This is a genomic window from Sphingobium fluminis (genome assembly GCF_037723805.1).
GTDB lineage: Bacteria > Pseudomonadota > Alphaproteobacteria > Sphingomonadales > Sphingomonadaceae > Sphingobium.
In genome coordinates this window covers 415,184-427,997 of record NZ_JBBJUK010000002.1, presented here as the reverse complement: position 1 = coordinate 427,997, position 12,814 = coordinate 415,184, and the positions used below count along the sequence as shown (strand labels likewise).

At 64.1% G+C, this 12,814-nt stretch carries 12 protein-coding genes; 10 read left to right on the top strand and 2 right to left on the bottom strand.

The window, feature by feature from the left end; translation table 11 throughout:
• Positions 1-93: 93 nt before the first annotated feature.
• Positions 94-429, bottom strand: coding sequence for a hypothetical protein (locus tag WG907_RS08205; RefSeq protein ID WP_340232488.1), 336 nt, complete (start codon positions 427-429; stop codon positions 94-96).
• 82 nt (positions 430-511) lie between these two features.
• On the opposite strand from WG907_RS08205, the gene mnmA reads away from it, so the two are divergent.
• The 10 genes from mnmA (at position 512) to WG907_RS08155 (ending at position 12,214) form a co-directional block, all read left to right on the top strand.
• Entirely contained in the window at positions 512-1,618 is a 1,107-nt protein-coding gene (mnmA, locus tag WG907_RS08200; RefSeq protein WP_340232265.1) for a tRNA 2-thiouridine(34) synthase MnmA, read from the top strand.
• A gap of 60 nt (positions 1,619-1,678) precedes the next feature.
• Positions 1,679-2,341, top strand: coding sequence for an ATP phosphoribosyltransferase (gene hisG, locus WG907_RS08195; protein WP_340232264.1), 663 nt, complete (start codon positions 1,679-1,681; stop codon positions 2,339-2,341).
• The gene (gene hisD, locus WG907_RS08190; protein ID WP_340232263.1) at positions 2,331-3,620 is read left to right on the top strand and encodes a histidinol dehydrogenase; all 1,290 of its coding nucleotides are present in this window, start codon (positions 2,331-2,333) and stop codon (positions 3,618-3,620) included. Before hisG ends, hisD begins: the two co-directional genes overlap by 11 nt.
• A 21-nt stretch (positions 3,621-3,641) precedes the next feature.
• Positions 3,642-4,088 (top strand): transcription antitermination factor NusB, encoded by a 447-nt coding sequence (gene nusB, locus WG907_RS08185; RefSeq protein ID WP_340232262.1) that lies wholly within the window; start codon positions 3,642-3,644, stop codon positions 4,086-4,088.
• A gap of 46 nt (positions 4,089-4,134) precedes the next feature.
• Positions 4,135-5,049: a thiamine-phosphate kinase gene (thiL, locus tag WG907_RS08180; protein ID WP_340232261.1), complete on the top strand. Its 915-nt coding sequence runs from the start codon at positions 4,135-4,137 to the stop codon at positions 5,047-5,049.
• Positions 5,050-5,302: 253 nt separating this feature from the next.
• On the top strand, positions 5,303-7,426 hold the full coding sequence (locus WG907_RS08175) for a sodium-translocating pyrophosphatase (RefSeq protein ID WP_340232260.1): 2,124 nt from the start codon (positions 5,303-5,305) through the stop codon (positions 7,424-7,426).
• A 147-nt stretch (positions 7,427-7,573) separates the two neighbouring features.
• Positions 7,574-8,254, top strand: coding sequence for a DUF2490 domain-containing protein (locus WG907_RS08170; RefSeq protein ID WP_340232487.1), 681 nt, complete (start codon positions 7,574-7,576; stop codon positions 8,252-8,254).
• A gap of 68 nt (positions 8,255-8,322) precedes the next feature.
• Positions 8,323-9,447 carry an 8-amino-7-oxononanoate synthase gene (locus tag WG907_RS08165; protein WP_340232259.1) on the top strand — a complete coding sequence of 375 codons (1,125 nt, stop codon included), beginning with the start codon at positions 8,323-8,325 and terminating at the stop codon, positions 9,445-9,447.
• Complete coding sequence (gene bioD, locus WG907_RS08160) at positions 9,444-10,064, top strand: dethiobiotin synthase (RefSeq protein ID WP_340232258.1); 621 nt, start codon at positions 9,444-9,446, stop codon at positions 10,062-10,064. The genes WG907_RS08165 and bioD overlap by 4 nt, the downstream gene beginning before the upstream one ends.
• A gap of 110 nt (positions 10,065-10,174) precedes the next feature.
• Positions 10,175-12,214 carry a M13 family metallopeptidase gene (locus tag WG907_RS08155; RefSeq protein ID WP_340232257.1) on the top strand — a complete coding sequence of 680 codons (2,040 nt, stop codon included), beginning with the start codon at positions 10,175-10,177 and terminating at the stop codon, positions 12,212-12,214.
• Here the strand turns inward: WG907_RS08155 and WG907_RS08150 are convergent.
• Positions 12,201-12,812, bottom strand: coding sequence for a hypothetical protein (locus WG907_RS08150; RefSeq protein ID WP_340232256.1), 612 nt, complete (start codon positions 12,810-12,812; stop codon positions 12,201-12,203). The two genes, WG907_RS08155 and WG907_RS08150, sit on opposite strands and share 14 nt — an antisense overlap.
• Positions 12,813-12,814: the final 2 nt, after the last annotated feature.

Here is a 12,814-nt window from a genome sequence, read left to right as displayed (position 1 = left end):
AAAGCGGCACTGGCGTTGCCGAATTCAGTAGCGAGACCTTATCCACATCAGCCCTGAAGAACGGCTAAAGCGCAAAGGTAAACGCCCCTTTCATCATTCTTGCCCCACTCCTAGACGGCTCGCGACCAACGGGTTGAAGCTTCCCGACAGTCGCACGGCTTCGATCATGCCGTCGGAACGTGGGGCGAAAATGCCCGCCAGTTCCTGGATCCAGTCTTCCGCCGCGTCCTGCCCCCGCAGAACGTTCGCCACCGCCTTCGCCGTTGGGCTGGACGCCTGCGCGGCTGCCGAAGCGGCGCGCAGAAACGGCCAGGCCGGCACGCGCGGGCGACCCACAGGCTTGATGCTTGCGGGCTTGATGCCGTTGCGGAGGAAGCTCAGATCCATGGTGGCGCTTTTACCGGGCAAAATATAAGGCCCGGTAAACATCCCGGTCACGCCTCGTTAGTCCGGGATGAAAGGGGGGTTAATTGGGCTGGAACGTGGGGCCGGTCGGGCCTATAGGGCTTGCATGCAGCCCGAATTCCAGTTGGCCGAGCCGTTATCCATGCGGCGGATCGTGGTCGCCATGTCGGGCGGGGTGGACAGCAGCGTCGTCGCGGCGCTGGCCGCGCGCACTGGCGCGGAAACGATCGGGGTTACACTTCAGCTCTACGATCATGGCGCGGCGGTGGGACGCACCGGCAGCTGCTGTGCCGGCCAGGATATCCGCGACGCCCGGGCCGTCGCCGATCGGCTCGGCATCGCTCATTATGTGTTCGACTATGAAAGCGCCTTTCGCGATTCTGTGATCTCCGACTTTGCCGATGAATATATGGCTGGACGCACGCCGATCCCCTGCGTGAAATGCAATATGGGGGTGAAATTCACCGACCTTTTCCAGATCGCGCGGGACCTCGGCGCCGATTGCCTTGCCACCGGCCATTATGTCCGCCGGGTCGAAGGCGGGCAGGGGGCGGAGCTTCATCGCGCCGCCGATCTCGCGCGCGACCAGAGCTATTTCCTCTTCGCGACGACACAGGCGCAGCTCGATTATCTGCGCTTTCCTCTGGGTGGCATGCCAAAGCAGCAGGTGCGCGAAATCGCGGCTGAACTTGGTCTTGGCGTCGCGCTGAAGCCCGACAGCCAGGATATCTGCTTCGTGCCCGATGGCGATTATGCCAAGATCGTCCGCAAACTGCGCCCGGATGCGGACGAGGGCGGCGACATCGTGCATGTCGATGGCCGACTGCTGGGTCGGCATAAAGGCATGATCCATTATACGGTGGGCCAGCGTAAGGGCCTGGAGGTTGGCGGTCAGCCCGATCCCCTTTACGTGGTGCGGCTGGAGGCGGCGTCGCGCCGGGTCATTGTGGGGCCGAAGGCCGCGCTTGCGGTATCCGGCGCAACCCTGAGCGACATCAACTGGCTGGGCGGCGATTTTACCGGGCCTTTGACCGCCAAGGTCCGTTCCATGGCCAAGCCCGTCCCCGCTCGGCTCGATGGCGACCGCCTTTGCTTCGACGCGCCCGAATATGGTGTTGCGCCGGGACAGGCGGCGGTGCTTTATGCTGGGGATCGTGTGCTCGGCGGTGGCTGGATCGCGAACACGCAGGCTGCGATGGCGGACGCGGCCTGACTACCACTACCACCTCCTAAACTTGCCCTTCTCCCGCCGCGCCGCTAAAGCCCGCGCGTTATGACTCGTCCGCTCATCTTCGCCATTCCCAAGGGCCGCATCCTTGAAGAGGCGCTGCCGCTGCTTACCCGCGCCGGTATTGAGCCGGAGGCCGAATTTCACGACAAGAAGAGCCGGGCATTGCGTTTCGCCACCAATCGACCCGACGTGTCGATCATCCGGGTGCGCGCCTTCGACGTGGCGACCTTCGTGGCGCATGGCGCGGCGCAGATCGGCATCGTCGGATCGGACGTGGTCGACGAATTTGACTATTCCGAGCTTTATGCGCCGGTCGACCTCGACATCGGTCATTGTCGCCTGTCCGTGGCGGAGCCGGTCGGTCTGTCCCAGGAAGATGAGGCGGCCGTCAGCCATGTTCGCGTCGCCACCAAATATCCTTACCTCACGCGCCGCTATTTCGAAGCGCGCGGGCTTCAGGCCGAATGCGTGAAGCTCAATGGCGCGATGGAACTGGCGCCTTCGCTCGGCCTGTCGCGCCGAATCGTGGATCTCGTCTCCTCGGGGGCCACCCTGAAAGCCAATGGGCTGGTCGAAACCAACATCATCATGCAGGTATCGGCTCGCCTGATCGTCAATCGTGCGGCGTATAAAATGCGTTCCGCCGAACTCTCGCCGATGGTGGAGGCGTTTCGCCGGGCCGCAGGGGTAAAGGATGCCGCTTAGGCTCGACAGTCGCAACAGCGATTTCGCCGCCGCCTTCACCCTGTTGGTCGACGCGCGGCGCGAGGCGGATGAGGATGTCTCGCGCGACGTGGCCGCGATTCTCAAGCGCGTTCGCGCCGAGGGCGATTTGGCGCTGGCCGACTTTACCAGCCGTTTTGACCGGCACGACCTGAACGTCAGCGGTTGGGCGGTCAGCGCGCCGGAATGCCGCGCGGCGCTTGACGGCATTTCTTCCACCTTGCGCGACGCTCTCGAACTCGCCGCAGCACGGATCACGGCCTATCATGAAGCGCAGCGGCCGGCGGACAGCGACAGCATCGATACCGCGGGCGTGCGGCTCGGAGCACGCTGGAGCGCGGTCGATGCCGCTGGCCTCTATGTGCCGGGTGGCCGCGCCGCCTATCCCAGTTCGCTGCTGATGAACGTGATCCCGGCCAAGGTCGCCGGCGTCGGCCGCATTGCGATGGTGACGCCGACGCCGGGGGGCGAGATCAATCCGCTCGTTCTCGCCGCAGCGCAGATTGCGGGCATCGAGGAAATCTGGCGGATTGGCGGCGCGCAGGCGGTGGCCGCGCTCGCCTATGGCACGGATCGAATCCGGCCGGTCGACGTCATCACCGGCCCCGGCAACGCCTGGGTCGCGGAAGCCAAGCGCCAGCTTTACGGCGTCGTGGGGATAGACATGGTCGCCGGCCCGTCCGAAATCGTGGTCGTCGCCGACGCGAAAAACGATCCCGACTGGATCGCGGCCGATCTGCTCAGCCAGTCGGAACATGATCCGACCAGCCAGTCGATCCTGATCACCGACGACGCTTCGTTCGCCGATGCCGTGGCCACTGCCGTCGCTCGCCGCCTGCCGCTGCTTGCGACGCAGGCCGTCGCTGCCACGAGTTGGGCCGTCAATGGTGCGATCATCCTCGTGCGTGACCTTGAAGAGGCGATCCCTCTCGTCAATCGCCTCGCCGCCGAACATCTCGAACTGGCGGTTGACGATCCCGATGCGCTTTTCGCACAGGTGCGCCACGCCGGGTCGGTGTTTCTGGGTCGCATGACCCCGGAAGCTGTCGGCGATTATGTCGCTGGTCCCAATCACGTTTTGCCCACCGGGCGCCGCGCGCGCTTCTCGTCCGGCCTGTCCGTGCTGGATTTCATGAAGCGCACCAGCTTCCTTGGCCTCACGCCACAAGCCATCGGCGCGATCGGCCCCGCCGCCGTGGCGCTGGCGGAGGCGGAAGGGCTTCCCGCGCACGCCGCGTCGGTGGCGTTGCGCCTGCGCTGATCGCGGAGTAGGGGGCATGACATGAACGAACGCTCCAAATCCCGCTCCGCCGCGCGTCTCGCCGCGGTCCAGGCGCTGTACCAGATCGAGATGGAGGCAACGCCGCTCGCCGTCCTGCTGCATGAATTCCATACCCATCGGCTGGGCGCGACCATCGAGGATGTGACCTATGCGCAAGCGGAAGAGAGCTTCTTCGACGATGTCGTATCGGGCGTGCACAAACGGCGGGACGAGATTGACGGCCTCATTGCCGCGCGCCTTTCCAAGGACTGGAGCCTCGACCGGCTCGACAAGCCGATGCGCCAGATCCTGCGGGCCGGAACCTATGAACTGCTGGCGCGCAAGGATGTGCCGACCGGGTCCGTCATCAGCGAATATGTCGATGTCGCTCACGCATTTTACGACAAGCGCGAGGCCGGATTCGTCAACGGTCTGCTCGACGCGGTCGCAAAGGACGTCCGAGAGTAAATTGTTCGCAGGAGCATGGTCGGCGCAATTGGGATAAGAGCCCCTAATGTCCGCCGAATCCAGTTTTCTTACCCTTCTGCGCCTGCTCGCGCATGACCCGGCCGCGCAAGGACTTGCGGACGATGTGGCTGTCTTACCGGTCGGTGACATGCGGCTCATCCTGACCAGCGACACGATGGTCGAGGGAGTCCATTATCTGCCGGACGACCCGCCCGCCGACATCGGCTGGAAGCTCGCGGCGGTCAATCTGTCGGATCTGGCCGCCAAGGGGGCAAGGCCCATCGGCTGCCTGCTCAACTATGCGCTGTCGGGAGACGATGAATGGGACGCCGCTTTCCTGGAGGGGCTTGGTGAAGCGCTGGATCGCCATGGCATGCCGTTGCTGGGCGGCGATACGGTCAAAATGCCAGGCACCGGCGCGCGGAGCTACAGTCTGACCGCGATCGGCGAAGCGCAGCAGCATGTTCCGGTACGGTCGGGCGCTCGGGCTGGCGATCGCTTATATCTGACCGGCCCGGTCGGTGACGCCGGGATCGGCCTCGATATATTGCGCGCTACGCCGGGCGCATCCGGCCCACTGGTCGATGCCTATCGCCGCCCGCGTCCGCGGCTCGCCGAAGGCGCGCTCCTTGCCCTTCAGGTCCACGCGATGATGGACGTGTCCGATGGATTATTGATCGATGCGTCGCGCATGGCTGCCGCGAGCGGGCTGGCCGTCGTCGTCGATCATATTCCGCTTTCGCCTGCCCTGGAGGCAGCGCGCGGCGGCAGCACCGCCGTTCAGCTCGCGGCCGCCCGCGCCGGTGACGATTATGAACTGCTCTTCGCGCTGCCGGCCGATGCCCGCCCGCCCGTCCGTGCCATCCCGGTCGGCCATTTTTCGACGGGGCATGGGTTGAGCCTGATGATCGACGGCGCAATCATGCCGTTGCCCGCTTCGCTCGGCTGGGAGCATGACTAACTCGCGCGAGATCGTCATCACCTCGATCAAGATCGTTTCGGAACCCGCTTGACGCCGCGTTTCGCGGCTGTAGCTTCCGCTTAACCTTTTCTCAGCCCGGTTGGACCGCAAATGTGCGTGTGCCTGATGCTGATTGATGCGGTGCCAGACGCCGGATGCAGGGCATCCGGCCGCCCGCTCTCTCGCCCTTCGTCCGCCCGTCATTCCCTGCGGAGCTGCCGATGATATCCATAATAGGGGGAGAGGATAATCCATGGAACTTGTCACAATCGCCATAGGGTGCGGCGTGCTCGCCATACTCTACGGTCTGTTCACGAGCCGCCAGGTGCTGGCCGCGCCGGCGGGCAACGCCACGATGCAGGAAATCGCCGGCGCCATTCAGGAAGGGGCCAAAGCCTATCTCGCGCGCCAATATACGACCATCGCCATGGTCGGCATCGTCGTGGCCGCGCTGGTTCTGTTCTTTCTTGGCATCACGTCTGCAATCGCATTCCTGATCGGCGCGATCCTGTCGGGCGCGGCCGGTTTCATCGGCATGAATATCTCGGTGCGCGCCAATGTCCGCACCGCCGAAGCCTGTCGCGGCACGTTGCAGAACGGCCTAACGGTCGCGTTCCGCGCGGGCGCTATCACCGGCATGCTGGTGGCGGGACTGGCGCTGCTCGCGATCAGCGTCTTCTTCTGGTATCTGACCGGCCCCGCCGGACATGCGCCCGACGACCGGCTCGTCATCGACAGCCTCGTCGCGCTGGCGTTCGGCGCGTCGCTGATCTCGATCTTCGCGCGGCTGGGCGGAGGTATCTTCACGAAGGCCGCCGATGTCGGCGCCGACCTTGTCGGCAAGGTAGAAGCCGGCATTCCTGAAGACGATCCACGCAACCCGGCCGTCATCGCCGACAATGTGGGCGACAATGTGGGCGACTGCGCCGGCATGGCCGCCGACTTGTTCGAAACCTATGTCGTCACCGTCGGTGCGACCATGGTGCTGATCTCGCTGCTCGTCACCGGCGTGGACAATGCCTTCCTCATGCGCCTCATGTCGTTGCCGCTGATCGTCGGTGGCGTGTGCATTATCACTTCGATCATCGGTACATACATGGTGCGCCTTGGCCGCAGCCAGTCGATCATGGGGGCGCTCTATAAAGGCTTCTGGACCACCGCGATCCTTTCGATCCCGGCGCTCTACCTGGTCGCCCAATATTCGCTCGGGGATCTGAACGCGCGTTTCGGTACGGACCTCGACGGCAATGGCGGCTATACCGGCATGGCGCTGTTCTGGTCGATGATGGTGGGCCTGGCCGTTACCGGGCTGTTGGTCGTCATCACCGAATATTATACCGGCACCAATTACCGCCCGGTCCGGTCGATCGCCAAAGCGTCTGAAACCGGCCATGGCACCAACGTCATTCAGGGGCTGGCGATCAGTCTGGAATCGACTGCCCTGCCGACGCTCGTCATCGTCATCGGCATCATCGTCGCGCACCAGCTCGCAGGTCTCATCGGCATTGCCTTTGCCGCGACGGCTATGTTGGCGCTGGCTGGCATGGTGGTGGCGCTGGACGCCTATGGCCCTGTTACCGACAATGCCGGCGGCATCGCGGAAATGGCGCATCTGGACGATAGCGTCCGGGTCAAGACCGACGCGCTCGACGCGGTGGGCAACACCACCAAGGCGGTGACGAAGGGCTATGCCATCGGCTCGGCAGGGCTGGCCGCGCTCGTGCTGTTCGGCGCTTATACCGAGGATCTGAAATTCTATAACAGCGCGCTCGGCTTGACAGAGCCGGTCGATTTCAGCCTCTCCAACCCTTATGTCATCGTCGGCCTGCTGCTGGGGGCACTGCTCCCCTATCTGTTCGGCGCTATGGGGATGACGGCGGTCGGCCGTGCGGCGGGCGACGTGGTGAAAGACGTCCGCGAACAGTTCGCCGCCGACAAGGGCATCATGGACGGCAGTTCGCGGCCGAACTACGCCCGCACCGTGGATCTCGTCACAAGGGCTGCGATCAAGGAAATGATCGTCCCCAGCCTGCTGCCGGTGCTGGCGCCGATCATCGTCTATTTCGCGATCTCGGCGGTGGCGGGGACCCCCAATGGCTTCGCGGCGCTGGGGGCGTTGCTGCTGGGCGTTATCGTGTCCGGGCTGTTCGTGGCTCTCTCGATGACATCGGGCGGCGGCGCGTGGGACAATGCCAAGAAATATATCGAGGACGGCCACCATGGCGGCAAGGGCAGCGAAGCCCATAAGGCCGCGGTGACGGGCGATACGGTCGGCGATCCCTATAAGGATACGGCCGGGCCGGCGGTTAATCCGATGATCAAGATCACCAACATCGTCGCCCTGCTACTGCTGGCTGCACTCGCTCACGGTGCCTGAGTGATTAAGGCATAGAAGACGGCCCGCTCTAACCGGCGGGCCGTTTTCACAAAAGAGTAACGAAAAAGAAGCGCGATAGTCATATAATAGTCACATAACAGTCATAATGGCGCGTCACCGCCACGCGGCGGAGGAGACAAAATGACCATGCGCCGCTCACCTGCCCTATTATGTTCGCTTGCGTTGCTGACGCTGCCGGTTGTGGCGCATGCTGCGGATGACGAACAGCTATGGACTACCGCGAACGTCACGGTGAAGCTGGGCGAAAAGTGGCGGCTGTCGCAGGAGGTGGTCGCGCGCTTCAGCGATACGCGTAACGGATTGTACGAAATCGAATCCAACACCCTGCTTGGCTATCGCATCAGCAAGAAGGTCACGATCTGGGCCGGCTATACCCATGACCCGCTGTACAATAGCGGCGATTTCACGGTCATGGAGCACCGCGCCCGCCAGCAGGTGACGTTCGACAATCTCATCAAGATCGGCCCCGGCACGCTGAGCGCGCGTCTGCGCCTCGAACAGCGCTGGCGTGAGGGCATCGACGGTACCGCCTGGCGTTTGCGTCCCTATGTGAAGTTCGTGCTGCCATTTCAGGAGGGCAAGAAAACCGCGCTGGTCCTGAGCCACGAAAGCTTCATCGACATCAACGACACCAGCTTCCAGACTGTCCATGGCGAGGAACGGATGCGCAATCTGATCGCGATCACGACGCCGCTCAGCAAGTCGATCAACGCCGAAATCGGCTATCTCAACCAGCATGGCTTTCGTCCGGGCCGGCCCGACACGAGCGACAATGTTGCGTCTTTCTCGCTGAATTTTACGCTCTGACGTCCAGCGCATTGCTCGTGGCGCCTCCGCTTGCAGGGGTGGGCGAACGGGGCCTATAGCGCGTGCCCATGACCAGCGAACCGTTCCGTACCCAGCTTGCCGCGCTCGAAGGCCGGGGGCGATTGCGCCGCCTGATGCCGCGCGCGGGACGCGATTTCGCATCGAACGACTATCTGGGGCTGGCGGCCGATCCGATCATCGGGCAGGCGGTTGCCGATGCGGTCGCGCGCGGCGTGCCGGTAGGGTCGGGTGGATCGCGTCTGCTGCGTGGCAACGCGCCCGAACATGAAGGGCTAGAGGCGAAGGCTGCGACCTTCTTCCGTACCCAGGCAGCTTTATTCATGGCGAATGGCTTCGCCGCCAATCTTGCCTTGTTCGGGACTTTGCCGCAGCGCGGCGACCTCATCGTCGCGGACGAACTGATCCACGCCAGCGCGCATGACGGCATCCGCATGTCAAAGGCGCGCGCGGTTTTCGCCCGCCATAATGACGTGCAGAGTTTCGCCGACCTGATCACCGGCTGGCGCACCGAAGGGGGCAAGGGGCGCGTGTGGATCGCGGTCGAAACGCTCTATTCGATGGACGGCGATATGGCCCCGCTGGCGGACCTTGCTGCTCTGGCGGCCCGGAACAATGCGATGCTGCTGCTCGACGAAGCGCATGGCACGGGCGTGTTCGGCCCGTCCGGCCGGGGACTTTCCGCTGGGCTGGACGGGCTGCATAATGTCGTCACGCTCCACACGTGCGGCAAGGCGATGGGCGTCGAGGGCGCTCTGGTTTGTGGTCCAAGGATCGTCATCGACTATCTCGTCAACCGCGCCCGTGTCTTCATCTTTTCGACCGCGCCCTCGCCGCTGATGGCTGTGGCTGCCTCCGCCGCGCTCGACCGGATCGAGCAGGCCGATGATATGCGCGCGCGACTGACGGTGTTGCGCCAGGACGCGGCAGAAATGATTTATCGTCCGCTGGGCCTGCCCGCACCGCGCAGCCAGATAATGCCCGTGATCCTGGGAGGCGACGGGCGCGCCATGGCGGTGGCGCAGGCGTTGCAGGAGGCGGGCTTCGACGTGCGCGGCATCCGACCGCCGACCGTGAAGCCGGGCACGAGCCGGCTGCGCATTTCGCTGACGCTCAATATCGGGCGGGCTGACGTGGCCGCGCTCGGAACCGAATTGCGGCGCTTGCTGGCGTGAGCGTGTTCGTCGTCACGGGCACGGACACCGATATCGGCAAGACAGTGTTCGCCGCCGGTCTCGCCGGGGCGCTGGGCGCACATTATTGGAAGCCGGTTCAGGCCGGCACAGATCCCGAAGGCGATCGGGAGACTGTTGCGCGCTTGTCTGGCCTGCCCGACGATCATCTGCTGCCCGAAGCCTATCGGCTTTCGACCCCCGCCTCGCCGCATCTTGCCGCGCGGATCGACGGGGTGCAGATTGCGCTAGACCGGCTCGCGCTGCCTCATGTCGAGGGCCCGCTGGTGGTGGAAGGGGCGGGCGGCGTTCTCGTCCCGCTCACAACGAAATTGCTGATGGCCGACCTGTTCGCACATTGGGGCGCGCCGGTCATTATGTGTGCGCGCACAGGGCTCGGGACGATCAATCACAGCCTGCTCAGCATCGAGGCGCTGCGGGCGCGGGACGTGCCGATCGCCGGCATCGCCTTCATCGGCGATGCGCATGATGAGAATGAAGCAATCATCCCCGCACTGGGCCGGGTTCCGTCGCTGGGGCGGCTGCCCTTACTCGATCCGCTCGACGGGACTTCGCTCGCCGCCGCCTTTGCAGCAAATATCGACCTGTCGCGCTTATAGGCCCTGCCCCCGATATATTTTTCGACCAACGACATGGACTTCGACGCGCCCGCGCGTTTCACCTCGATCCATGACGGGCGTGCGTCGTCCGTAAAGCAAAAGGCCGATCCATGAGACTCATACTTCCGGGCGTAGCCGCTTTCGCTCTCGCTGCTTCCATGGCCCGGGCCGACCCGGCGCCGCCCCAGCCTGCACCTGTGACCGCACCGGCGGAACGACCAGCCTATGGCAGCTATGGCTTCGACGCGGCAGGCATGGACCCATCGGCTCAGCCCGGGGACGATTTCTACGACTATGCGAATGGCCGTTGGGCGAAGGTGACGCCGATCCCGGCGGACAAATCCAATTATGGGGCGTTCAATGTGCTCGACGATTTGTCGCGCACCCGGACAAAGGGGCTGCTGGAGGCGGCGCAGGCTGACCCGTCCAGCAAGATCGGTGCGGCCTATGCCAGCTATCTCGATGCGGAGGCCGTGGAAGCCAAAGGCCTGGCCCCGATCAAGCCCTGGCTGGCGCAGATCAAGCGCATCAGGAGCAAAACCGCCTATGCCGCGCTGGCGGGCAAGGGGGAGCAGGCCGGCATCAGCGGGCCATTCTCCCTGGCCGTCGGGCAGGATGACAAGGCGCCGACTTCCTATATCGTGCGCATGGGGCAGGGCGGCCTTGGGCTGCCCGACCGCGACTATTATCTCGACCCCGCCGCCAAGATGGCCGCGATCCGCACCGCCTATGTCGCGCATCTGGAGCATATGCTGGCGCTCGCAGGGGAGGCGAACGCTAAGGCGCGCGCGGCCGCGCTAATGACGTTCGAGACGGCCATCGCGAAGGTTCACTGGACTCAGGTGGAAAGCCGCGACGCTGACAAGACCTATAACAAACTGACCCTTGCCGATCTTCAGACGCGCGCGCCTGGCTTCGATTTTGCGGCTTATCTCGCCGCAAACGGCGTTAAGCCTGCCGCGATCCTGATCGCACAGCCAACCGCTTTTACCGGGGAGGCAGCCTTGATCGCGCGAGCGCCGCTCGGCGTGTTACAGGACGCGCTGTTGCTGCGCAGCCTGCATGCCTATGCGACGTTTCTGCCCGATCGGATCGCTGACGCTGATTTCGCCTTCTACGGCACCACCTTGTCGGGCACGCCCCAGCGCGAGGAACGGTGGAAGCGAGCAATCGACTTCCTCAAGGATTCGCTCGGTGAGGAAGTCGGCAAAGCCTATGTCGCGCGCTATTTTCCGCCCGAAACCAAGGCGGCGATGGACCAGTTGGTCAGAAATGTGATCGCTGCCATGGGTCGCCGTATCGACGGTCTGACCTGGATGAGCGATACCGCCAAGACACGCGCGCATAAAAAGCTCGCCGCCTTCACGCCCAAGATCGGCTATCCCGACAAATGGCGCGATTATGACGGGCTCACGATCAAGGCCGGCGACCTATTCGGCAACGCCTGGCGCTCGGCGCAGTTCGAAAGCGCCTATCAGCTCGGCAAGCTCGGCAAGCCCATTTACCGCTGGGAGTGGCAGATGACGCCGATGGAGATCAATGCCTATGCCGATTTCTCCATGGTCGAGATCGTGTTCCCGGCCGCGATCCTGCAACCCCCTTTCTTCGATCCCAAGGCCGACCCTGCGGTCAATTATGGCGGCATAGGGGCAGTGATCGGCCATGAACTGAGCCATCATTTCGACGATCAGGGCGCGAAATATGACGAGACCGGCAAGCTGGATCAATGGTGGACCGATGCCGATGTCGCCGCCTTCAAAGGCCTGACGGATCGGCTGGTCAAGCAATATGACGCCTATCAGCCATTCCCCGGTGCGCATGTGAAGGGCGCGTTCACGCTTGGCGAGAATATCGGCGATCTGGCGGGGGTGGCCGTGGCGCTCGATGCCTACCATGCCTCGCTTGGCGGCAAACCCGCGCCGGTGATAGACGGGATGAGCGGCGACCAGCGCTTCTTCCTTGGCTGGGCGCAGGTGTGGCGGCGCAATTATCGTGAGGCGAATCTGCGCCAGCGGCTCGTGACCGACCCGCATTCCCCCTCGCGATATCGCGCCGACACCGTGCGCAATTTCGACGAATGGTATGCGGCGTTCAAGCCTCAGCCGGGCGGGATCACGCTCGGGCCCAAGGACCGGGTCAAGATCTGGTAGGCGCTGCGTCCAGTCTGGCGCTGTCGGCGATCTGGCGGAAGGCGGCCACATCGCGGTCGAAATAATGGAGGGCGGGCGCTTCGTAGGTCGCCATGAAGAGCCGCCCGCCGATCATGGCGGCGCGGGCCTCGCCCAGCCGCCGGACATCGTCCCCGGCCCGGGTGTAGCTGTAAGTGAAGCGGACGCCCGGCGCACCGGCGAAGGGTGCCGGCTCGGCGCTGGTGATGGTCATCAGCGGGGTGCCAAGCGCGATGCGGTAGCTGCTTTCCAGCAGCGCCGGGATATCGGTGATCAGCATCGTCGCTGAGACTTTGGGCAGCGGCTTGTTGCGTTTGTCGACCTCGCGGAACAGTGTCCGGCCGTCGGGAATGCCGCCATAGAAGCTGATCTCGTTCAGCAGGTCGCCGTCCAGCGTCCAGCTTTCGCCGTTACGGCCGGGTCGCGCGCCCAGCTTGTTCCATTCGCTCGCCGGCGTCACCGCCAGCGTCGATTTGGCGACCAGTATTTTGGCGTTCGGCGCGACAAGCGTATTGCCCGCTATCACCGGTTGCGCGGCGAGCAGCAGCGCGGTGGCGGCGGTCGTCCAGACTTTGGTCATCT

Bases quoted from the DNA above. Each gene is read 5' to 3' on its own strand.
- WG907_RS08205 (WP_340232488.1), bottom strand. From the start codon at position 429: ATGTTTACCGGGCCTTATATTTTGCCCGGTAAAAGCGCCACCATGGAT.
- mnmA (WP_340232265.1), top strand. From the start codon at position 512: ATGCAGCCCGAATTCCAGTTGGCCGAGCCGTTATCCATGCGGCGGATC.
- hisG (WP_340232264.1), top strand. From the start codon at position 1,679: ATGACTCGTCCGCTCATCTTCGCCATTCCCAAGGGCCGCATCCTTGAA.
- hisD (WP_340232263.1), top strand. From the start codon at position 2,331: ATGCCGCTTAGGCTCGACAGTCGCAACAGCGATTTCGCCGCCGCCTTC.
- nusB (WP_340232262.1), top strand. From the start codon at position 3,642: ATGAACGAACGCTCCAAATCCCGCTCCGCCGCGCGTCTCGCCGCGGTC.
- thiL (WP_340232261.1), top strand. From the start codon at position 4,135: ATGTCCGCCGAATCCAGTTTTCTTACCCTTCTGCGCCTGCTCGCGCAT.
- WG907_RS08175 (WP_340232260.1), top strand. From the start codon at position 5,303: ATGGAACTTGTCACAATCGCCATAGGGTGCGGCGTGCTCGCCATACTC.
- WG907_RS08170 (WP_340232487.1), top strand. From the start codon at position 7,574: ATGCGCCGCTCACCTGCCCTATTATGTTCGCTTGCGTTGCTGACGCTG.
- WG907_RS08165 (WP_340232259.1), top strand. From the start codon at position 8,323: ATGACCAGCGAACCGTTCCGTACCCAGCTTGCCGCGCTCGAAGGCCGG.
- WG907_RS08155 (WP_340232257.1), top strand. From the start codon at position 10,175: ATGAGACTCATACTTCCGGGCGTAGCCGCTTTCGCTCTCGCTGCTTCC.
- WG907_RS08150 (WP_340232256.1), bottom strand. From the start codon at position 12,812: ATGACCAAAGTCTGGACGACCGCCGCCACCGCGCTGCTGCTCGCCGCG.